This window comes from Streptomyces yamdrokensis (assembly GCF_053890455.1).
Genome location: NZ_CM132679.1, coordinates 824,595 through 845,080 on the forward strand (window position 1 = coordinate 824,595; position 20,486 = coordinate 845,080).

Below are 20,486 nucleotides of genomic sequence, written 5' to 3' on the forward strand. Positions count from 1 at the left end.
GGCCGCCCGAGGAAAGAGCGGCCTGGTCACGGGGAGGGCCTGACGGCGCGGCGTCCGTTCGTGGCCGTGCAGCTCCTTGGCTACCCGAACCAGACCCGTCGGGTTCAGCTGGTGGCCGGGGCTGTGGCGTACTCCTCGTCGGTGACGGGGTTCAGCCAGTGCACGACGTCGTGGTCGTCGTCGCCCTCGTTGATGGCCAGGTGGACCATCAGCCGATTCGGCGCGGCACCATGCCAGTGCTCTTCATCGGCCTCGAACAGGACGCGATCGCCGGGCCGGATGACCTCCACCGGACCGCCCCGGCGCTGACACAGGCCGATCCCTTCGGTGACGAAGACGGTCTGGCCCAGCGGGTGACGGTGCCAGTGGGTGCGGGCACCGGGCATGAAGTGCACCAGATTGGCGGTGACCCGGGACGGGGCGGGGGCTGCGGCGACGGCGTCGATGTAGACGTCGCCGGTGAACCAGTCGGCCGGCCCCTTGACGGTGTCGATCGAACTGCGGGTGATCTGCACGGTTGCTCCTCGTGCGGTTGACAGGGAGGGTCAGGGAGTGAGGAGGGTCTTGATGGCGCGGCGTTCGTCCATGGCCTTGTAGCCTTCGGCGACCTGGTCGAGGGGGAGGGTGAGGTCGAAGACCTTGCCCGGGTTGATCCGGCCCGACAGGACGCGGTCGATGAGGTCGGGAAGGTAGCGGCGGACGGGGGCCGGGCCGCCACGCAGGCCGACGTGGGAGAAGAACAGCTCCTGCCCGTCGAGCGCGACCTCGTGGGGAACGCCGACGAAGCCGACGTTGCCACCCGGGCGGGTCGAGTGCAGGGCCTGGCTCATGGACTGGGCGGTGCCGACGCACTCCAGGACGCTGTCCGCGCCGATCCCCCCGGTCAGCTCCTTGATCCGGGCCACGCCCTCGTCTCCACGCTCGGCGACGATGTCGGTCGCGCCGAACTCCCGGGCGAGCTTCTGCCGGCTCTCGTGGCGGGACATGGCGATGATCCGCTCCGCGCCCATCTCCTTCGCCGCGATCACCGCGCACAGGCCAACCGCGCCATCACCGACGACCACGGCGGTCGAGCCGGGCTTGACCTCGGCGGCCTCCGCTGCCCACCAGCCGGTGCCCATCACGTCCGAGACGGCCAGCAATCCCGGCCAGGACCGCTCGTCAGGCACGCCGTCGGTGGCCACCAGGGTGCCTTGGGCGTTGGGAATGCGGACGTAGTCGGCCTGGCAGGTGGACATGAACTCGCGGTTCAAGCAGCTCGACTGGAACCCGTTGCGGCAGTTCGCACAGGTGTTGTCCGAGGTCGCGAACGATCCGACGACAAACTGGCCGGGCTTGACCGCGGTCACCTCGCTCCCGACTTCCTCTACGAAGCCGACGTACTCGTGGCCCATGGGATGGGCCGAGTCGGTGGGCTCCGCACCGCGGTAGGGCCACAGGTCGGAGCCGCACACACAGGTCACGGCCGTGCGGATGATCGCGTCGGTCGGGTGCTCGATCTTCGGGTCTTCCAGAGTCTCGAAGCGGATGTCGCCGGGGGCGTGGATCACTGCGCCGCGCATGAGAGGTTCCTTTGCGTACCGGGTACAGGGTGCGGACCCCGGAGCCTCGGGCGGCGGACCGCCCGAGCCGGGCGCGGAGCTGCGCCTTCGCCGCCTTCGCGGCCGGAAGGAGAAGCACCACGCCTTCCAGGTAACCCCCTCTTCACGCGCGCAGCGAGTTACTGACAAGGGGTGTACCGGCAGTACATCCCTGTGGCGGCGCGGGAGACGTACCGTCGAAGGCATGGACAACCGTGAGGAGGTCCGCGAGTTCCTCACCTCGCGGCGCGCCAAGATCACCCCCGACCAGGCCGGACTGCCCTCCGGATCCCGGCGCCGTGTGCCGGGCCTGCGCCGCAGCGAGGTCGCGGCCCTCGCCGACATGAGCGTCGAGTACTACTCCAAACTGGAGCGCGGCAACCTCGCCGGAGTCTCCCCGGCCGTCCTGGAAGCCCTGGCCCGCGCCCTGCGGCTCGATGACGCCGAACGCGCCCACCTGCTGCACCTGGCCCAGGCAGCCGACGGCTCCGACGCCCTCACCCGCCCCCGCCACCGTGCCGCCACCCGGCAGTGGACACCGCACCGCAGCCTGCAATGGACCTTGGACGCGATCACCGCCGGACCGGCGTTCGTCCGCAACGGACGGATGGACATCCTCGCCGCCAACCAGCTCTTCCGCGCCTTCTACACCGACGTCTACACCACGCCCAGCAACCAGCAGAACCTGGCCCGCTTCACCTTCCTTGACCCCGCCTCCCGCCGCTTCTACCCGGGCTGGGACGCCTTCGCCGACATCACCGTCGCAATCGTGCGTGCCGAAGCCGGCCGCAACCCCCACGACAAGGACCTGCACGACCTGGTCGGGGAGCTGTGCACCCGCAGTGACGCATTCCGTACCCGGTGGGGGGCGCACAATGTCCGCCACCACGGCACCGGCACCAAGCACTTCCACCACCATGCCGTCGGCGACCTCTCCCTCGCCTTCGAGGGCCTGGAAATGGCCGCCGCCCCCGGCCTCACTCTCACCATCTACACCGCCGAACCCGGCTCCCCCTCCGAAGAAGGACTGCGCCTCCTCGCCACCTGGGCCGCCACCCAAGAAGCCGACCCGGCCACAGAACGATCGGCAACCAGCTGGTAGCACCTCCGACTACGGCACACTCTGTGCGCACCCAAGACGGGAGAGCCGGACAGAACCGACCGCCATCACTCGAAACAGTGGGCGTCTTGATCTGCGGATCTCAGAATTTGGGTCTGTGTAGCGAACGGTGGAACTCAGTGGGACTGTTGCGAAAGCGGCGCGGTCGCCCGAAGGGCGGGCCACGCGGCAGGCGCCGCTTCGTATCAGGCTCCGGAGGACCGCTGTCCCCGGGAGCCGTGGGCCGCGAGCGGAAGACTGCGCAGCGACAGTGCGCTCGGCGCCGGCAGCGCTCCGTGGGCCGCCTCGGCGCGGAACGACTGGAGCAAGTACGCCACCAGACGCCGGGACGCCGCACGGTCACCCGGCAGTGCGGTGACCAGACCGCAGTGGGACAGCAGGGCTACGGCAAAGTCGGAGGGGTGGAAGTCGGCCCGCAGCGCGCCCGCCGCCTGAGCCCTGCGGACCAGGGTCATGAAGTCCCGCTCGGCCTGTTCCCGTACCCGCGCGTGTTCTCGCGTGCTGTCCGGAAAGGCCGCGAGGAACGCGGCCGGGAAGCCCTGTTCCTCCCGTTGCAGTTCGCAGACCGTCTCGACCAGCCGTTGGAAGCCCTGCCACGGATCGGGGTCGGCCAGCGCCTCGGTGAGCGCCCGAGCACAGGTGTCCATCTGCTGCGCGAACGCGGCCCGCACCAGGGCGTCCCGCGTCGGGAAACGCCGGTACAGCGTCGCCACGCCGACCCCCGCCCGCCGGGCCACGGTCGCCATGGGCGCGTCGATGCCGTGCTCGGCGAAGACCACGCGGGCAGCCGAAAGGATGCGCCGCCGGTTGCGCCGGGCGTCCGCCCGCAGACTGTCCTGCCCCGCGATCCGAGAGGATTCCCCCACCGCTGTCTCTCACCTCCGGTCAAATGGACGATCTCGTCCGCTTGCCAGCCTACGCTCGGCACCACGATCCCCCGAACGGCCACTGGTGGCGAAGGCGAGAACGCGACGATGGACGACCGCACGATGAAAGCCGTACTGTTCGACCGCTTCGGCGGCCCCGAGGTAATGTATGTGGGTCGGGTGCCACGTCCCGGACCGGCACCCGGCGAGGTTCTCGTGCGTGTGCGCGCGTTCAGCGTGAACGGCGGCGAACTGGCTGCCCGTTCCGGTCGGGCCCGCCTCATCACCGGCCGGAAGTTCCCGCAGCGCATCGGGCTGGACTTCACTGGCGAAATCGCCGCACTCGGCACCGGCGCGACCGGCGTAGCGGTCGGCGACCAGGTGTGGGGCGTCCTGGGCCGCAGCTCCGGATTCGGCAGCGCTGCCGAGTACGTGACGGTGCGGCCCGAGCGGCTCGGCCGGGTCCCGGACGGACTGGACCTCGTGGCCGCCGCCGCGCTGCCGGTGGCCACCACGGCCGTCACGGCCCTCCGCGACAAGGCCGCACTGCGCCCCGGCGAACGGCTGCTCGTACGGGGCGCGGCGGGCGGCGTCGGCAACGCCGCCGTCCAGCTCGGACAGGCGTACGGTGCCGAGGTCACGGCCCTGGCCCGCGCTGCCAACCTCGACTTCGTCCGTACGCTCGGTGCCCACCACGCCGTCGACCACCGCACCGTGTCCCCTGCGGAACTGGGACTGTTCGACGTGGTCCTCGACACGGCGGGCACCGACCTGCGTGCCGTACGGCGGATGCTGAAGCCCGGCGGACGCATGGTCACCATCGCCTTCGACCTGACGCGGCCCGCCGCCTCGCTGGGCTACATCGCGGCCAGCGCCGTCCACGGACGCGGCCGGGTGCGCTTCTTCAGCGGCAACCCCGAACGTGCGCTCTTCGACGACCTCGCCCGCCAGGTGACAGAGGGGAAGCTGCGGCCGGCGGTGGACACGGTCTTCCCGCTGGAAGAGACAGCGGCGGCACACCGGGCGCTGGAGGCGGGCGGGGTGCGGGGCAAGTACGTGGTCAGGGTCGACTAGGGTTTGTTGGGAAGGTGCTGGTCACAGCCACTCGTTGAGGACTGCGACCAGCACGGTCGCCTCGTAGCGGACGGCGAGCTTGTCGTATCTCGTGGCCACGGCCCGGTGGCGCTTGAGACGGTTGATCCCGCACTCGACGGCATGCCGCTCGCGGTAGTCGGTTTTGTCGAACTTCGGCGGCCGACCGCCTCGGGAGCCGAGCTTCTGGCGGTTGCGGACGGTCGGCGGGGACCGGGATGGTCGCCTTGATCCCGCGTCTGCGCAGGTAGGCCCGGTTGCGGCGGGAGTCGTACGCTTTGTCGCCCCGCACCCGGTCCGGCCGCCTGCGGGGCCTGCCCGGACCAAGGCGAGGTACCCGGATGGCTTCCAGGACCGGCTCGAATTGCGGCGAGTCATCCCGCTGGCCGGCTGTGATCACGACGCTCAGCGGCTTCTGCCCCTGCTCGACGGCAAGGTGGATCTTGGTGGTCAGGCCGCCTCGGGAACGTCCGAGACCGTGGTCGGCCGGCTCGACGGCAATGCCGCCGGGCGGTTCCTTTTGCAGATCCCCTTTTTCGAGGCCCTGGCGGCGTGCTGGTGGGCCCGGCAGACGGTGGAGTCGACATTCACGTCCCAGGCGATCAAGCCCTTCGCGTCCGCCTGAGCTTGGAGCTGAGTGACGATCCTGGCCCAGGTGCCATCGCGCTGCCAGCGCCGGAACAGGTCGTAGACCCGATCCCAGGGCCCGTAGCGTTCCGGCACATCACGCCAGGGAGCACCGGTACGGGTCCGCCACCGGATGCCGTCTATCAGCTGCCGTCGCATCCACACCGGCGGACGGCCCGGCTTGGTGCCCTGCGGCAACAACGGCTCAAGCCGGGCCCACTGTCCATTCGTCAGATCACCACGCCCCACAGGGCGTGATCATCCACGACCAAGATCCATTTTCGCAACAGACCCTGGGAACCAGCTTTTTCCGGTCCTCACTGAAGCGGACCTGCGGGTCGAACCCGAGCAGGTCCCTGAGTTCCCGCGCGAATGCCTCCTGCTCCGCGAGGACCTGGAGAGGATCGTCGCGGAAACGGAGCCCGTGCGGACAGTCCAGGAGCACAGGGGCGCGATCTCGGAGCGGCTGGCGACCATCGAAGATGCCGCCAGGCGCGCGGGTGCGATGGGAGGCGGAGTCCTCATCTGGTGACGGACCCGGCAGGAACCGCACGGGCATATGGATACGTCCATCATGGAGACGGCTCCGGTCGTTAGGGGATGGGGCGGGGCTTGGAGGTGCCCAGGTGGACGGGCGGCCGCTGGGCTCGGCGCTGCGTTTCGTCCCGCTTCGTGCGAAGGAACGTGAGGGTGAGGTCGATGCCTTCGACTTCGCCGACCCAGCCCTCGATTTCGGCGCGTGCTCGACGGGCGAGGAGGTCGGTCTCCAGCTCTGCAAGGCGGGGCAGCATCTTGGGGTTGACGTGCAGCATCGGGCAGCGAACGCAGGCTTCTCCGAACTTGGGGCCGGTCTGTCCCATGTCTCTGATCTGTAGCTCTCTGAAACCGAATTGGTGATGCCCGAGGGATCACAGCGAGATGTTCCGGAGAGCGAGAGCCCGCTCCGTCTGTCGCGTCAGTACTGTGACTTCGCATGACCGACACCGAGATCGAGATCACTGCGGACCTGGTCCGCGACCTGCTGCAGGAGCAACATCCAGACCTTGCAGGGCTGGACATCCGCGAGGTGGCGGGCGGCTGGGGCAACCAAATGTGGCGCCTCGGCGACGAGTTGGCCGTGCGCATGCAGCGCATGGACCCCACCTCGGAGCCCCAGCTCAAGGAACGGCGGTGGCTCCCCGTGCTGGCCCCGCGCCTGCCGCTCCCGGTGCCGACCCCGGTGCGGCTCGGCGAACCGTCCGAGCGCTTCCCCAAGCACTGGACCGTGATGACGTGGGTTCCCGGCGAGCCGCTGGACCACGGCTCGATCAGCCGCGGCGCCCACGCGGCCGACACGCTGGCGGGCTTCCTCCGGGCGCTCCATGTGGAGGCGCCCGCCGAGGCGCCGAGCGCTACGGACCGCGGTGGCCATCCCAAGGACTGCACGGAGGGCTTCGAGAACTTCTTCCAGGCCGTTGTCCCCGACGACATCGCTGCCGACGTCCGGGCCGTCTGGGACGACGCCGTTGCGGCCCACGCGTGGGAAGGCCCGCGGGTGTGGGTGCACGGCGACCTCCATCCCGCGAACGTCGTTGTCTCGGACGGAACGCTCTTTGGCATCGTCGACTTCGGCGACATGTTCGCCGGCGATCCAGCGTGGGACCTCGCCGCCGCATGGGTGCTGCTGCCCGCAGGCACGGCCTCACGGTTCTTCGACATGTACGCGCCTGCGGACGAGGCGGTGATCCGGCGCGCCCGCGGGCTGGCCGCTATGAAGAGCCTCTTCCTGATGCTCATGGGGCAGAACGGAGATCGGGGCCTTCCCGGCGGCAAGCCGAACTGGGGACCTGCAGGCCGGGCGGCACTTGATCGTGTTCTGAAGGGCGTTTGACGCACGCTTCTTTAAACCTGTTCTCGATCTTGATTGAGGGCCATGCGGCAGCCCACCTTCGTGGGTTCATCGATCACCACGCGTGGTGGGAATGCCAAGGTCCACGGGCGCATGCTGCCCGTGGACCTGATCGAGCTGGCGGAGCTTCTCCTCGGCGCCAGCCAGGCTGATCTGGAGACCTTCGACCTCGCCGAGCCAGCCTTCCCTCTCAGCTTCGGTGATTCGGGCGACCAAGTTGTCGCGGATCTCGGCAAGCCGTGCCCGTTGGGCCGGGTCAGGCCGGAGGAGCGAGCATCTGACACAAGCTTGTCCGAACTACCCCAGCTGGCCGACCGGTAGGGCGGATCGCAGTCGAGTTGCTGAAGGTAGTGGGCAGAAATCCTGGCGCCTGGGAACATCCGAGCGTGTCGCGCCGCTGGCTCCTGCTTGATCGCCTATGAGCAGCCGTCCGGGGACAGGAGACGATGCGAGACATGGATGACGCGTTCACACTCCTTCGGCAGGCCGTCGACCTACTGCCTGAGGACGCCGCGGCAGAGAACGGCCGGACGGTAAGGGATGTCCGCGAGGACATCGGACGCCAGGAGTGGGAGATGGTGCTCGCTGTTCTCATCGAGATCGGGGACGTCCAGCGCGCGGCCCTGGGTTTCTGGGAACTTCTTGCTGAGGCCGCTCGGCAGATGATGCTCGACCGCAGCCGCCGTTGGTGCGAGTGGCGGGCCTGGGAGGCCCAGCACGGCGCTGTCCGGGCGACTCTGAGCCTGGTGGGCGCGGAGGAGGGCCAACGCCGGACTGCCTTTACCGGGGACGGTCGGCTCAGGCCGATGTGGGACATCGGCAACCGCACCGCAGACGGAGAGCAAGATCTGAACATCGCGAGGCTATGGGTGGAGTTCGCAGAGGAGCTCGGCCCGGGAGGGACTGCGGATGTTCGGCTGGCTCCCCTGCAGCCCGAGCAGTGGAAGCATCTGAAGTGTGGTGACGTGATCACCATGCACGAGGCCCGACCTGTCGCTGGCACGGCCACGGTCATCGAGGTCGTGCCACCTCGCTCCTGAGCCCACTCCGTGGGTGTCCAGGTGCGAAACAGTCGGGCCCCCGGTGGTCGTCACTGCTCACCGGAGCTCAGGCAGCGGTCCTGAGCTCTTCGGGTAGCAGCCCTCTTCAAGCCGGAAAGGTACTTCCGGAGGTCCGCGCCGAGCTCTTCAGTGATGTACGCGGCAAAGTCCCCCAGCCCCTCGGCGGCCTCCCGCTCGTCAGACCTGTCGCTGACCTGGGGGTTGAGGAGCACCGGAACGAAAACCGGCGCCGAGGATCTGTCGGCCCTGGTGGGCGGCCGACGAGGCGCCGGTCGCGGGACCGGTCCGAAGCCTTCCGCAGACAACGCCCTGTTACCTGCGGGACGGCCGATCGCGACCTGCGGGAACGGCTCGGAGGCCGTGCGCGAAGCGGCCCCGTCATCTGCGGCAGGACCGCCGCCTTCCCGTCCTCGAGCTGAACTTCGACCCTGGCGCAGTGGAGCCGCCCGGTGGCGCCACCGGGCGGCAACATGCTGCCTGCATCACATCGTCCGCCGGCCCTTGGTCCTGCTAGTGGCCGATCTTGTCCAACTCGGCGAGTTCCTCGTCGGAGAGCGGGAGTCCCGCGCCGGCGACGTTCTCGCGCAGGTGCGTCACAGACGAGGTGCCGGGGATGAGCAGGATGTTCGGCGACCGCCGCAGCAGCCATGCCAGGGCGACCGACATCGGCGTCGTATCCAGCCGGGTGGCCACGGCAGAGAGCGCCGCGGACTGCAGCGGGGTGAAGCCGCCGAGCGGGAAGAACGGAACGTAGGCGATGTTCTTGGCGGCGAGGTCGTCGATCAGTTCGTCGTCCTGGCGGTGGGCGAGGTTGTACATGTTCTGCACGCACACGATCGGTGCGATCGCCTGCGCCTCGATGACCTGTTCCGCGGTCGCGTTGCTCACTCCGAGGTGTCGGATCAGGCCCTGCTGCTGGAGTTCGACGAGGGTCTCGAAGGGCTCGGCGAGCGAGCCGGGCCGGGGGCCCTGGGCGTCGCCGAGCCGGAGGTTGACCACGTCGAGCGCATCGAGGCCGAGATCCTCAAGGTTCTCGTGGACGGCGCGGCGCAGGTCTTCGGGCTGCCGGGCGGGGGGCCAGCCGCCCTGCCGATCGCGGACCGCGCCGACCTTGGTCACGATGTGCAGCGATGCGGGACAGGGGTGCAGCGCTTCACGGATCAGCTGGTTGGTGACGCGTGGTCCGTAGGCGCCGGCGGTGTCGATGTGGGTGATCCCGAGGTTGGCGGCCTCGCGCAGGACGGCGAGCGCACCGTCGTGGTCGGCGGGCGGGCCCATGACCCCGGGGCCGGCGAGCTGCATGGCGCCGTAGCCGAAACGGGTGACGGTCAGATCGCCCAGTGTCCAGGTGCCGCCGGGCAATGACGCGGAGGGTGTGTGCATGGCTGTGTCTTCGGTCTTTCTGCTGGGCGGGATGTTGCAGAGGGCTGCGTGTCACGCGATGCGCCGCTTTTCGTGGGCGGCTGTCTGCGTCGGTCACCGGCGCGGACTTCGCTTTGCCCATGCCGTAGATGTTCGCTCGCAGACGAGCGGCGCATCCAATACCGACCCGGCGCCTTGTGATACCCGTCAGGTATCACGGGAGTACGCTGTGGCCGTGGACACCTTGGAGACCCGCGAGTTGAGGTACTTCGTCGCCGTTGCCGAGGAACTGCACTTCGGCCGCGCCGCCGAGCGCCTCGGCATGGCCCAGCCACCGCTGTCCCGGGCGATCCAGCAGCTCGAGCGGCGTCTTGGTGTTCGCCTGCTGGACCGCGGCCGCCGCGGCGTCGCCCTGACCGGCGCCGGAGAGATGCTGCTGCACGAGGGCCGCGCGGCCCTCGACGCGATCGCCGCCGCCGCCCGCCGCACCCGCCGTGCCGGTGGCGCCGACAGCCCCGGCGGTCCCCGCAACCGCCTGGTGCTGGCGGTGAAGGCCGGCGCGTCCCACGAACTGCTGCACAAGCTCCTGGACGCCTACGCGGCCGAGCCCGATGCCGCCGAGATCGAGGTGCTGCCGAGCGGTACGTGCGAGCAGGGAGAGATGCTGCGCGACGGCCGCGCCGATGTGGCGCTCATGCACGCGCCGTTCAACTCCCTCGCCGGGTTCGACAGCGAGGAACTGATGGCCGAGGGGCAGATCGCCATCCTGCCCGCCGGACACCCTCTCGCAGCGCACAGGACTCTGTCCCTGGCCGACATCGCCGGCATCCCCGATCTTCCGCTCGCCCGCTGGTCCCACAACGGCACCTACCCCCCCGGTCCGGGCCCCGAGATCCACGACCAGACGCAACTGGCCCAGCTGATCGCCCTCGGACGCACCGCGGCCGTCTTCCCCGACTCGGCCCGCGCCTGGCTGTGGGCCGAGCACACCGCTGTCCCCCTGACCGACGCGCCCTCCGTCGTCACCCACATCGCCTGGCCCGCGCACAGCCGCTCCCTCGCCCTCGCCGGGCTGATCCGCACGGCCACACGGCTATGACCCTCTCCTGCCTTCCCTCACCGCCGCCATTTTGATGACGCGCCGCCCGACAGCCGGTCCGCGCACGGGACGGACCGGCCCGCGAAGCTGTCACAGCTCTGACCGGCGAGACGGCTCCCGGAACCCCTTCCGGGTCGCTGACCAGTAGGTATGCCTTGGTCAAGATGGTCACGACCATGACGAGCCGATGACGCCGTACGCCATTGCCGCATCACTCGTCGCCGGTGGCGTCCTTGTCGCGCAGCGCGCGCAGGCCGTCCGGCAGCCCAGGGGCCGGACGGGACACCGGCCGAGCATGCCGGTGTGGTGCCGTACGAAAGGTGGGAGGCGGGCGACGTCCTCGTCGCGGACATCGCCAACCGCTGTACCGCTGCTCCTCACGACCGCCCTGACAGACGGCCGAATATGGGGCTGTCCGAGGCGTTGACCAGAAAGCGCTTACCCCCTACGTTCCGTTCAGCGATGCGAACCGGCCCGGGCGGCACGGTGCCGCCCGGGCGTCCTCCACGTCGCCGCATCCCCCACATCACGACAGAAGGAACCGGAACATGACTTCCGCGACACGACCACGCGCCCGCGGGCGCGCGCTGACCGGAGCGCTGGCCACCCTCGGCCTCTCGGTTGGCATGATCATGACTACCGGGGCGTCCTCGGCGAGCGCCGCCACCTGGCCGACCCCGAACGGCAGTGAGGGCGTCTCCTCCACCATCTCGGTGTCCGGCACCAAGGACTACGGGATGAAGCGCCTCTACGGCACCGGCGACCTGGGCTCGGGCGGTCAGGACGAGGACCAGGGACCGATCCTGCAGCTGGCGGACGGCGCGGTCCTGAAGAACGTCATCCTCGGCGCCCCCGCGGCCGACGGCATCCACTGCACGGGCTCCTGCACGCTGCAGAACGTGTGGTGGGAGGACGTCGGCGAGGACGCGGCCACGTTCAAGGGCAAGTCGTCGTCCTCGGTCTACACCGTCAGCGGCGGCGGGGCCAAGGAAGCCAGTGACAAGGTGTTCCAGTTCAACGGCGCCGGCACGCTGAACGTGTCGAACTTCGCGGTCAAGAACTTCGGCACCTTCGTGCGCTCCTGCGGCAACTGCTCGACGCAGTACAAGCGCACGATCAACCTCAACACCGTCGAGGTGAGCTGGAAGGGCGGCAGGATCGCCGGTATCAACACCAACTACGGCGACAGCGCGACCCTGCGCAACATCAGGATCGTCGGGGACAGCAGCAAGAAGATCGTCCCCTGCCAGAAGTACATCGGCAACAACACCGGCGCCGAGCCGGGCAGCAACGGTTCCGGCGCCGACGGTACGTACTGCAAGTACGCGTCGTCCGACATCACCTACCAGTAGCCCTTCCGACAGCCCCCCACGGTGAGGGAGGCGGCCGTGCACGGCGCCCGCGTGGCGCTGCGCACGGCCGCCGTCCTCTGCCCGACGGTCGTTCCTCGCCCGTCCCACGCCTTTCCCCGGCGGCTCCGCCGCACCGCTTCGACCTGCGTCGGCGCCTGATCCCGAGGTGACTGTCAGTGGTGGGGTGCAGACTTACGGATGTCCTGAACGAGGGCGTCGACAAAGACGTCGCGGAGGTGATCGGCATGTCCGAGGTACTGCTCGCCGTGGGCACCCGTAAAGGCCTGTTCATCGGGCGTCGGCGGGGGAACCACTGGGAGTTCGACGAAAGTCCCTACTTCAACGCCCAGGCGGTGTACTCGGTCGCCGTCGACACCCGCGGCGCGGTCCCGAGGCTGCTGGTCGGCGGTGACAGCGCGCACTGGGGCCCGTCCGTGTTCCACTCCGACGACCTGGGCCGGACGTGGACCGAACCGGCGCGGCCCGCCGTCAAGTTCCCCAAGGACACGGGGGCGTCACTGGAGCGGGTCTGGCAGCTCCATCCGGCGGCCGCGGAGCCGGACGTGGTGTACGCGGGCACCGAACCGGCGGCGCTCTACCGCTCGGAGGACCGCGGGGAGACCTTCGACCTGGTCCGGCCGCTGTGGGAGCACTCGACCCGCTCCAAGTGGGTCCCGGGCGGCGGCGGCGAGGGCCTGCACACCGTGCTGACCGACGAGCGGGATCCGCGGGCGGTGACGGTCGCCGTGTCCACGGCGGGTGTGTTCCGCACGCTGGACGGCGGTTCGAGCTGGGCCCCGTCCAACTCGGGTGTCTCCGCGGTGTTCCTGCCGGATCCGAACCCGGAGTTCGGCCAGTGTGTGCACAAGGTGGCCCGGGACGCGGTGACACCGGACCGGCTGTATCTGCAGAACCACTGGGGTGTGTACCGCAGCGACGACGCGGGCGCGCAGTGGACGGACATCGGTGCCGGGCTGCCGTCGACGTTCGGTTTCGCGGTCGTGGCCCATCCGCGTCGGGGTGACACGGCGTACGTGTTCCCGATCAACGCCGACTCCGACCGCGTACCGGCCGGCCGGCGCTGCCGCGTCTACCGCACGACGGACGCGGGCCGGAGCTGGGAGCCGCTCGGCGCGGGCCTGCCGCAGGGCGACCATTACGGCACGGTGCTGCGCGACGCGATGTGCCACGACGGCGCCGACCCGGCGGGCGTGTACTTCGGCAACCGCAACGGCGAGGTGTACGCGTCGGCGGACGACGGCGACAGCTGGCAGCAGCTCGCCGCGCACCTGCCGGACGTGCTGTGCGTCCGGGCCGCGGTGCTTACCTGAGGGGGTACGGCAAGCGTGCGGCACCGCCGGGCTCAAGGCCCGGCGGTGCCGGGGTGGGTCGGTAGCGGGTCGGGTGATGTGTCGGCCGGTCGTCGCCGGTCGCGGGCTGCCGTGAACCACGGATGGCAGGGGCCGGTCACTGAGGCCAAGTCCGCCCGCGGGTCTTTCAGCCCCGAGATCGTCCACCGCCCGGCCGGGCACACCACCGTCGTGGTGGACGGCGCATCACCCTGACAGCGATCCCCACCTCTGCCCTGCTTCGCAGGAGTCCGGTTCCTCCCGACCGAAGGCCGGAGCGTTCCGGAAGGTTCTCGGTGCCCCTGGACCGGCACGCGTCGGTGTCCTCCGACACACGAGGGGCGACACAGGTTGACGTCTCGTCGGGGCGAGCGCCCGGGCGGACGTCGGCCTGGTCGGGTGACGCCGGCTCCCTGGGGAGCCCGAGTCCTGCCGGGCCCCCCGCACCGACGGCTCTAACCGGTCGGCGCGTCCGCCTCCTGGACGGACGGCAGCCGCCAGTCCACGGGGGCGGCGCCCTGCCGGACCAGATAGTCGTTGGCCCGGCTGAACGGGCGCGAGCCGAAGAAGCCCCGGTCCGCCGACATGGGCGAGGGATGGGCCGACTCGATCGCGGGGTGGTCCCCGAGCAGCGGACGCAGGTTGCGCGCGTCCCTCCCCCACAGGATCGACACCAGGGGAGCGCCCCGCGCGGCGAGGGCGCGGATGGCCTGCTCGGTGACTTCCTCCCAGCCCTTGCCCCGGTGTGCGGCGGGCTTGCGCGGGGCGGTGGTGAGCGCCCGGTTGAGCAGCAGGACGCCCTGTTCCGTCCACGGGGTCAGATCACCGTTGACGGGCCGGGGCAGGCCCAGGTCCGCGTTCAGCTCCCGGTAGATGTTCTCCAGGCTGCCCGGCAACGACCGTACGTCCGGTGAGACCGCGAAGCTCAGTCCGATCGCCATTCCCGGTGTCGGATAGGGGTCCTGACCGACGATCAGGACCCTGACGTCGTCGAAGGGCTGCTGGAACGCCCGTAGGACATTCGCTCCCGCCGGAAGGTAGGTGCGGCCGGCCGCGACCTCCGCGCGCAGGAAGTCCCCCATGGCCGCGACGCGTCCGGCCACCGGTTCCAGAGCCTTTGCCCAGCCGGGCTCAACAAGTTCGTGCAAGGGTCGTGGTGCCACGGTCGATCACTCTACTGGCTGGCACCGACATGCCTTGCCCGGCAGCCCGCTTCCGGCCTCGGGGGCGTCCTGGGGCGCTACTCTTCCTCCCCGTCGAGGTCGAGGTCGAGACAGAGGCCCGGGAAGAGGGAAGAGAGGGGAGCCCGTTGAGTCCGTCCGGCAACGGTCTGCCGACGAGCGGTCGGCCGGTCCGGCAGGGCGCGGCGACGGCAGGCGCGCGGGACGCCGGGCCCGGATTCGTCGCCGTGGACTCCGGGGGCTCGGGGCTGCGGGTCGTCGTCGGTGCCGCCGGGCAGGGTCCGCTTGCCCGGAGCGCCTCCGGGGAGCCGGTGCGGACCGGCTCCCGGGGGATCGACCCCGGCCATTTGATGGAACAACTGGTGCCCATGGCACGGGAACTGGCCGCCGGGGCCGGCATCGGCCGGCTGGACACGGCGGTCGTCGGTGCGGCCGGGCTGGCCAGTCTCGGGGAGGTGCTGCGCGCCGAGCTGCCGGGAGCACTGAGCCGGGAACTGGGAGTGCGCCGCGTCGCGCTGGCAGCGGACGCCGTCACCGCGTACGTCGGCGCCCTGGGGCCGCGGCCGGGTGCCGTGGTCGCCGCCGGTACGGGCCTGATCGCCGTCGGCACCGACCTGGCCGGCTGGCGCCGGGCGGACGGCTGGGGGCATCTGCTCGGCGACTGCGGCGGCGGCGCGTGGATCGGACGGGCCGGCCTGGAGGCGGCGCTGCGCGCGCATGACGGACGGGACGGCGGTTCCGGGCGGCTGCTGGAGTGCGCCGAGGAGATGTTCGGCCCGGCGGCGTCCCTTCCCGGCCGTCTGTATCCGCGTACCGACCGGGCGGCCGTTCTCGCCTCCTTCGCGCCCCGGGTGGCCGGGTGCGCCGACAGTGACGCCGTCGCCGCGGGCATCCTGCGGGTGGCCGCCCGGCACATGGCGGACTCGGCTGCGGCCGTCTGCCCGGAGCCGGGCGCGGGTTCGGGCGCAGGCTCGGGCGAGCCGCTGGTGGCATTCACCGGGGGGCTGCTCAACCTGGGCGATCCCCTCCTCGTACCCCTGGGCGAGGAGCTGGCGAAACGGTTGCCGCGAGCACGACGGCTGGCCGCGGAAGGAGATCCGCTGCACGGGGCGGTCCGTATCGCCACCGACCTCGCGACCGATTCGTTCACCCTTCCGGGTGACGAGAGGATGCTGTGCGTGACGAGCCCGGCAGGTGAGGGCGGCACCGGTGCGCCCGATGTCCGTACATAACACATCAGACAAATAAGGACGTAGTCCACGCAGGCGCACCCTCCCCGAACAGGGGAGCCCGGGAAACCACTAACATTCCGCTCCATGAGCACCCCCACTGGGCCTGCGTCCGGCCTGCCAGTACGAATGCCGCGCCCCCGCCAGCCCGGACGGCACCGCCGTCCCGAGCCCCTGGTGGCTCCCGAGGGCGCGCCCGCGCTCGTCCTCGCCGTGCCGGGTACTCCCAGCAGTGCCACCCGCTCCCTCGCCGACGAGGTCATCAGCATCGCCCGTTCCGAGCTGCCCGGTCTGGACGCCCGGATCGGTTACCTCGACGGAAACGACGCGGAGTTCCCCACGCTGCAGTCGGTGCTGGCGCACGCCGCCGAGGAGCGCGCCGCCCGCTTCGAGCAGGCGCGCGCGGCAGGTATGGACGTCAAGGAGCCGGACGGCCCCGTCGCCGTCGTCGTGCCGCTGCTCGCAGGTCCGGACAGCGCGCTGCTGCGCCAGGTCCGTCAGGCCGTGATGGACAGCCGTGTGGCCGCCGAGCTGACCGACGTCCTCGGTCCGCACCCGCTGCTCGCGGAAGCGCTGCACGTACGGCTGTCCGAGGCAGGGCTGGCCCGTGCCGACCGCGCCCGCCTGTTCACCGTGGCGACCGCGGCGGACGGCATCATCCTCGCCTCCGTGGGCGGTGACGAGGCCGTGCAGGCGGCCGGGATCACCGGCATGCTGCTCGCCGCGCGCCTCGCCGTGCCGGTGATGGCGGCGGCCCTGGACGAGGAGGGCTCGATCGCGTCGGTGGCCGAGCAACTGCGCGAGTCCGGTTCGCAGCAGCTGGCGCTCGCGCCGTACCTGATCGGTCCCGAGATCGACGCGAGCCTGGTCGAGGAGGCCGCGAAGGAGCTGGGCTGCTCCGCCGCCGAGGCGCTGGGCCCCTACCCGGCGATCGGCAAACTCGCCCTGGCCAAGTACACCTCCGCGCTGGGCATCAGTCCGCAGCAGGTGCAGAGCACTTCGGCGCACTGACCCCGGGCGGGCTCATCCGCTCCACGACGCAGACGCCGAACAGGCCCGCTCCGGTCACCGGGGCGGGCCTTTCGGCGTGCGCGGCCGGGTACGTACCGACGGATACGTACGGCCGGAGTGCTCAGCCGACGACCACGCAGGACGCCGCCGTCACAGGGATCGAGCCGCGGCGCCGGGGCACCCCGGTGTCCGGGTCGACCGCGAACCAGGTCACGTCCCCGGAGCGCTCGTTCGCCACGTACAGGAAGCCGTGGGACTCGACGAGCGCGCGGGGCCAGTGGCCGCCGCAGGGCACGGTGGTGATCAGCCGCAGACCGGGCGTCCCGTCCGTCCCTGCCACCCCGTCGCCCGCGTCCGGGTCCGGGTGGCCGACGACCTCGAACACCGACAGGACGTCCTCTCCGCGGGTCGCGGTCCACACGAAGCGGCCGTCGGGCGAGACGGCGACGCCCGACGGGTAGGCGTCGCCGGACGGGACACCGGGCAGCACGGGGATCTCGGCAAGGGGGCGCAGCGTGCCCTCGGTGGCGTCCCAGCGGCAGACGGTCAGGGCGGGACTGAGTTCGTGGAGGAGGTACGCGCGTGTGCCGTCCGGATGGAAGGCCAGGTGGCGCGGCCCCGAGCCGGCGCGCAGCGCCACCTCGCCGTGCGGCGCGGGAGTCCCGTCGGCCGGCGTGTACACCCGTACCGAGTCCGTGCCGAGGTCGACGGCGACCGCCCAGCGGCCGCTCGGGTCGGGCAGCACCTGGTGGGCGTGCGACCGCTGCCGGCGGTCGCCCGGGCCGGTGTGCGGGAACACTCCGGACGCGGAGCGTGCCAGGCTCCCGTCGGCGCGGACGGGGACGGCGGTGACGCTGCCCGAGCCGTAGTTGGCGGTGAGGACGTGTCCGGCGAAGAGGCAGAGGTGGGTCGGCCCGTTCCCGTGGACCGGCACCGCGGGCCCGGCCTGCTCCGGCATGCCCCCCGCGTCCCCGGTGCCGTCACCCGCCCTGTCCCCGGTCCCGGGCAGCCGGAACGCGGCCACGGCGCCTTCGGCCGTCTCGCTGACCGCGTAGAGCGTCCGCCCGTCGGGCGAGAGCGCCAGGCAGGAGGGGTCGGGCAGGCCGTTCACGGTGCCCAGGACGGTCAGGGCGCCGTCGTCGGGGCCGAGTTCCGCGGTGACGATGCCCGGACCGCCCGCCGTCGTGAACGATCCGATGAAAGCCCGCCGCCGTCGTCCGCCGTCCGTCACGCCCGTGTCCCCCACGCTCACTCCTGGTCCCCTCTCGCTTCCCGCCGACCGGGGTGACGCTAGCAGCCGGCCCCTGAAGGTCTGGACCAGGAGGGAGCCCGCCCCCGTCCGCTCGGGCCGTCGCCCTCAGGCCCCGACCAGCGGAGACCCTGAGGGGGCCCGCAGGGGTGCGGCGAGTTCGGCGAGGGCCCGCTCCAGGCCGTGGAGATGGGCCAGGGCCGGTTCCGTCGCCGCCGGGGGCGTCCGTACGGCGATGTCGTCCCGGCCGTCGGTGAGCGCCTCGACCGCCCTCTCCACCCGCCGGCACGCGTCGGCCAGGCGGGCGTCGTGGGATGCCTTTGGGTCGGCGGCGACGAGGACGAGGCCGCGGATCTCCCGGGCGCAGTCGTCGAGCAGTGCGAGGACCGCGCGGGCGCGCCGCTTGCGGCCGAGCATGGGGTTCAGCGGGTGTACGAGGGGGGCGACCGAGAGCCGCACCCGGGCGAGCAGCTGTTCCAGCTCGGCCACCTTCGGCGCCGGGTCGGCGCCCTCGGCCCCCGCCAGCCGCGCGGCCGCCTCCGCGGTGCACGCGTGGACGCACCGCAGGGCCCGCTGGATCCAGGCGTCGGTGACGCCGTGGGTGGTCACGGGCAGGACGAGGGCCACGGCCAGCCCGGCGCCGAGTGCTCCGACGCCGGTCTCCACCACCCGCAGGGCCAGCAGTCCGGGGTCGAGCACGCCCAGGAGGCCGTAGAGCATGGCGGCGAGCAGCGTCACCCAGAGCATCATCCAGGTGTAGGACACGGCGGCCGTGTAGAAGATGCCGAAGACGCAGACCGCGACGACCAGCGCCGTGGCGAGCCCGTCGCCGTGCGCGGGGACCGCGACGAGCAGACCGAGGCCGATGCCGATGACGGTGCCCAGCACCCGCCGGAAGCCCCTGACCAGGGTCTCGCCGCGCGAGGTGGTGTTGACGAAGACCCACCAGGTGGCACCGACGGCCCAGTACCAGCGCTCACCGGACACCAGCTGGCCCACCACGAGCGCGAAGCCCGCGCCGGCCGTCGCCTGGACGGCCTGCCGCGTGGTCACGCGGGCCAGCCCGGTGCCGCCGGGCGCGGCGGGGGCCGCCGCCGGGGGCAGGCGGCGCTCGTAGCACCACAGCCCGAAGCGCACCGCGGCGGCGGTGGACACGGACAGCAGGACGGAGGCGTACAGCTCGGGCAGTTGGCCCGTGGTCGCGTGCAGGAACTGCGCCACGAAGTAGGTCATGAACGCGAACACGCCGAGGCTGTGTCCGCGCGGGCCCCAGCGCCGCGCGTACACGCCCAGCCCGACCACGGCGAGAAAGGTGAGGTCCCGGGCCACCGGGTGGTCGTACAGCCCGGCCGCGACGGCGAGTACGGGCAGCCCGACGGCGGGCAGCAGGGCGGTGGTGACCGCCTGTCCGCGAACGGTGACGTCGGTGACGGTGAAGAGTGCCAGGAGGGCGGCGAGCCCGCCGGTGACGACGCCCGTGAGCGAGTGGCCGGCCAGGCCGCAGACGGCGACCGCCAGACCGACGCCGAGCACGGCCCGCGCGGCGAAGCGCAGCCGCGTCCGGCCCGGGTCCGGAGCCGTGAACACCCTCTTCAACACTGCCGACCGCCCCCTCGAGGAACCATGGTGTGCGCGGATGCGCGGATGCGCGCCGTGACGCCGTTGCGCGTCGGCACGAGAAAGGCGCCGCGGAGTCCGCAGCGCCATCGATGCGTATATCTCAACATCCCGGCCCTCACTGGCTCAACTCTGCCCTTCTCCGGTGAGCCAATGGCACAATACGAGTCCTTGGGGAGTGGCCGATGAGGTACCAACGGCCGACGGCGTGCGGCTCAACGATCCGGACGGGCGGTCGGCCGTTGGTACAGTCGGAAACGATCACCGGTGACGAGCCCGCAGGACAGGAGGCCGGGGGCCATGGCCGTGGACGAGCTGGACACCCGCATCCTGCGACTGCTGCTGGAGCAGCCGCGCACCAGCGTGCGGGAGTACGCCCGTGTCCTCGGGGTCGCGCGCGGCACGCTCCAGGCCCGTCTCGACCGGATGGAGCGCGACGGTGTGATCACCGGGACGGGCCCGGCCCTCTCCCCCGCCGCGCTGGGCCATCCGGTGCTCGCGTTCGTGCACATCGAGGTCACGCAGGGGCGCCTGGACGAGGTCGGCGACGAACTGGCCGCCGTGCCGGAGATCGTCGAGGCGTTCTCGATCACCGGTGGCGGGGATCTGCTGACCCGGGTCGTGGCGCGTGACAACGCGCATCTCGAGGACGTGGTCCAGAAGCTGATCAACCTGCCCGGTGTGGTCCGCACCCGCACCGAGGTGGCGCTGCGCGAGCGCGTCCCGCACCGGCTGCTTCCGCTGGTGAAGTCGATCGGCCGGACGGCTCGCTCCTAGAGTCCGCCCGGGAGTCCTTCCACCGT

Annotated in this window: 19 protein-coding genes and 1 pseudogene; 11 read left to right on the forward strand and 9 right to left on the reverse strand. The window is 71.2% G+C overall.

The genetic code is table 11. The annotated features are described in order from the left end of the window. Window positions 1-104 precede the first annotated feature (104 nt). Complete coding sequence (locus tag ACWZEH_RS03105; RefSeq protein WP_456195424.1) at window positions 105-515, reverse strand: (R)-mandelonitrile lyase; 411 nt, start codon at window positions 513-515, stop codon at window positions 105-107. Window positions 516-545: 30 nt separating this feature from the next. Continuing rightward, entirely contained in the window at window positions 546-1,562 is a 1,017-nt protein-coding gene (locus ACWZEH_RS03110) for a zinc-dependent alcohol dehydrogenase family protein (protein ID WP_456195425.1), read from the reverse strand. Between ACWZEH_RS03110 and ACWZEH_RS03115 the strand changes: the two genes are divergently transcribed. Continuing rightward, window positions 1,561-2,682 carry a helix-turn-helix transcriptional regulator gene (locus ACWZEH_RS03115; protein WP_456195426.1) on the forward strand — a complete coding sequence of 374 codons (1,122 nt, stop codon included), beginning with the start codon at window positions 1,561-1,563 and terminating at the stop codon, window positions 2,680-2,682. The genes ACWZEH_RS03110 and ACWZEH_RS03115 overlap by 2 nt on opposite strands. 203 nt (window positions 2,683-2,885) lie before the next feature. Here ACWZEH_RS03115 and ACWZEH_RS03120 read toward each other — a convergent pair whose 3' ends face one another. After that, window positions 2,886-3,566, reverse strand: a complete 681-nt coding sequence (locus tag ACWZEH_RS03120) for a TetR/AcrR family transcriptional regulator (protein WP_456195427.1) — start codon at window positions 3,564-3,566, stop codon at window positions 2,886-2,888. A 108-nt stretch (window positions 3,567-3,674) separates the two neighbouring features. Here ACWZEH_RS03120 and ACWZEH_RS03125 point away from each other — a divergent pair, with 108 nt between their 5' ends. Then, window positions 3,675-4,640, forward strand: a complete 966-nt coding sequence (locus ACWZEH_RS03125) for an NAD(P)-dependent alcohol dehydrogenase (RefSeq protein ID WP_456195428.1) — start codon at window positions 3,675-3,677, stop codon at window positions 4,638-4,640. Between the two features lie 21 nt (window positions 4,641-4,661). Here ACWZEH_RS03125 and ACWZEH_RS03130 read toward each other — a convergent pair. Then, a pseudogene (locus ACWZEH_RS03130) lies at window positions 4,662-5,534 on the reverse strand (IS5 family transposase). 344 nt (window positions 5,535-5,878) lie between these two features. Continuing rightward, window positions 5,879-6,097: a recombinase gene (locus tag ACWZEH_RS03135; RefSeq protein ID WP_456195429.1), complete on the reverse strand. Its 219-nt coding sequence runs from the start codon at window positions 6,095-6,097 to the stop codon at window positions 5,879-5,881. Window positions 6,098-6,258: 161 nt separating this feature from the next. Between ACWZEH_RS03135 and ACWZEH_RS03140 the strand changes: the two genes are divergently transcribed. From ACWZEH_RS03140 to ACWZEH_RS03150, 3 genes are all read left to right on the forward strand, one after another. After that, on the forward strand, window positions 6,259-7,155 hold the full coding sequence (locus ACWZEH_RS03140) for an aminoglycoside phosphotransferase family protein (RefSeq protein WP_456195430.1): 897 nt from the start codon (window positions 6,259-6,261) through the stop codon (window positions 7,153-7,155). A gap of 42 nt (window positions 7,156-7,197) precedes the next feature. Further along, complete coding sequence (locus tag ACWZEH_RS03145; protein WP_456195431.1) at window positions 7,198-7,494, forward strand: hypothetical protein; 297 nt, start codon at window positions 7,198-7,200, stop codon at window positions 7,492-7,494. A gap of 134 nt (window positions 7,495-7,628) precedes the next feature. Continuing rightward, a complete protein-coding gene (locus ACWZEH_RS03150; protein ID WP_456195432.1) occupies window positions 7,629-8,213 on the forward strand; it encodes a hypothetical protein in 585 nt (194 codons plus the stop codon). Between the two features lie 531 nt (window positions 8,214-8,744). Here ACWZEH_RS03150 and ACWZEH_RS03155 read toward each other — a convergent pair. Next, a complete protein-coding gene (locus tag ACWZEH_RS03155) occupies window positions 8,745-9,617 on the reverse strand; it encodes an aldo/keto reductase family oxidoreductase (RefSeq protein WP_456195433.1) in 873 nt (290 codons plus the stop codon). 214 nt (window positions 9,618-9,831) lie between these two features. On the opposite strand from ACWZEH_RS03155, the gene ACWZEH_RS03160 reads away from it, so the two are divergent. From ACWZEH_RS03160 to ACWZEH_RS03170, 3 genes are all read left to right on the forward strand, one after another. After that, window positions 9,832-10,695 carry a LysR family transcriptional regulator gene (locus tag ACWZEH_RS03160; protein ID WP_456195434.1) on the forward strand — a complete coding sequence of 288 codons (864 nt, stop codon included), beginning with the start codon at window positions 9,832-9,834 and terminating at the stop codon, window positions 10,693-10,695. 548 nt (window positions 10,696-11,243) lie between these two features. Beyond that, a complete protein-coding gene (locus ACWZEH_RS03165; protein WP_456195435.1) occupies window positions 11,244-12,047 on the forward strand; it encodes a pectate lyase in 804 nt (267 codons plus the stop codon). A 176-nt stretch (window positions 12,048-12,223) separates the two neighbouring features. Beyond that, a complete protein-coding gene (locus tag ACWZEH_RS03170) occupies window positions 12,224-13,378 on the forward strand; it encodes a WD40/YVTN/BNR-like repeat-containing protein (RefSeq protein WP_456195436.1) in 1,155 nt (384 codons plus the stop codon). Between the two features lie 473 nt (window positions 13,379-13,851). Here ACWZEH_RS03170 and ACWZEH_RS03175 read toward each other — a convergent pair whose 3' ends face one another. Further along, window positions 13,852-14,559, reverse strand: coding sequence for a uracil-DNA glycosylase (locus tag ACWZEH_RS03175; RefSeq protein ID WP_456195437.1), 708 nt, complete (start codon window positions 14,557-14,559; stop codon window positions 13,852-13,854). A gap of 245 nt (window positions 14,560-14,804) precedes the next feature. On the opposite strand from ACWZEH_RS03175, the gene ACWZEH_RS03180 reads away from it, so the two are divergent. Beyond that, window positions 14,805-15,809: an N-acetylglucosamine kinase gene (locus tag ACWZEH_RS03180; protein ID WP_456199415.1), complete on the forward strand. Its 1,005-nt coding sequence runs from the start codon at window positions 14,805-14,807 to the stop codon at window positions 15,807-15,809. 84 nt (window positions 15,810-15,893) lie between these two features. Then, on the forward strand, window positions 15,894-16,817 hold the full coding sequence (locus ACWZEH_RS03185; RefSeq protein ID WP_456195438.1) for a sirohydrochlorin chelatase: 924 nt from the start codon (window positions 15,894-15,896) through the stop codon (window positions 16,815-16,817). Window positions 16,818-16,938: 121 nt separating this feature from the next. Here ACWZEH_RS03185 and ACWZEH_RS03190 read toward each other — a convergent pair whose 3' ends face one another. Beyond that, window positions 16,939-18,048 carry a lactonase family protein gene (locus ACWZEH_RS03190; RefSeq protein ID WP_456199416.1) on the reverse strand — a complete coding sequence of 370 codons (1,110 nt, stop codon included), beginning with the start codon at window positions 18,046-18,048 and terminating at the stop codon, window positions 16,939-16,941. Window positions 18,049-18,174: 126 nt separating this feature from the next. Further along, the gene (locus ACWZEH_RS03195; RefSeq protein WP_456195439.1) at window positions 18,175-19,665 is read right to left on the reverse strand and encodes an FUSC family protein; all 1,491 of its coding nucleotides are present in this window, start codon (window positions 19,663-19,665) and stop codon (window positions 18,175-18,177) included. Window positions 19,666-19,983: 318 nt separating this feature from the next. Between ACWZEH_RS03195 and ACWZEH_RS03200 the strand changes: the two genes are divergently transcribed. Next, window positions 19,984-20,460: an Lrp/AsnC family transcriptional regulator gene (locus tag ACWZEH_RS03200; RefSeq protein WP_456195440.1), complete on the forward strand. Its 477-nt coding sequence runs from the start codon at window positions 19,984-19,986 to the stop codon at window positions 20,458-20,460. Window positions 20,461-20,486: the final 26 nt, after the last annotated feature.

Bases quoted from the DNA above. Each gene is read 5' to 3' on its own strand.
- ACWZEH_RS03115 (WP_456195426.1), top strand. From the start codon at position 1,561: ATGAGAGGTTCCTTTGCGTACCGGGTACAGGGTGCGGACCCCGGAGCC.
- ACWZEH_RS03110 (WP_456195425.1), bottom strand. From the start codon at position 1,562: ATGCGCGGCGCAGTGATCCACGCCCCCGGCGACATCCGCTTCGAGACT.
- ACWZEH_RS03125 (WP_456195428.1), top strand. From the start codon at position 3,675: ATGGACGACCGCACGATGAAAGCCGTACTGTTCGACCGCTTCGGCGGC.
- ACWZEH_RS03135 (WP_456195429.1), bottom strand. From the start codon at position 6,097: ATGCTGCACGTCAACCCCAAGATGCTGCCCCGCCTTGCAGAGCTGGAG.
- ACWZEH_RS03140 (WP_456195430.1), top strand. From the start codon at position 6,259: ATGACCGACACCGAGATCGAGATCACTGCGGACCTGGTCCGCGACCTG.
- ACWZEH_RS03145 (WP_456195431.1), top strand. From the start codon at position 7,198: ATGCGGCAGCCCACCTTCGTGGGTTCATCGATCACCACGCGTGGTGGG.
- ACWZEH_RS03150 (WP_456195432.1), top strand. From the start codon at position 7,629: ATGGATGACGCGTTCACACTCCTTCGGCAGGCCGTCGACCTACTGCCT.
- ACWZEH_RS03155 (WP_456195433.1), bottom strand. From the start codon at position 9,617: ATGCACACACCCTCCGCGTCATTGCCCGGCGGCACCTGGACACTGGGC.
- ACWZEH_RS03165 (WP_456195435.1), top strand. From the start codon at position 11,244: ATGACTTCCGCGACACGACCACGCGCCCGCGGGCGCGCGCTGACCGGA.
- ACWZEH_RS03185 (WP_456195438.1), top strand. From the start codon at position 15,894: ATGAGCACCCCCACTGGGCCTGCGTCCGGCCTGCCAGTACGAATGCCG.
- ACWZEH_RS03200 (WP_456195440.1), top strand. From the start codon at position 19,984: ATGGCCGTGGACGAGCTGGACACCCGCATCCTGCGACTGCTGCTGGAG.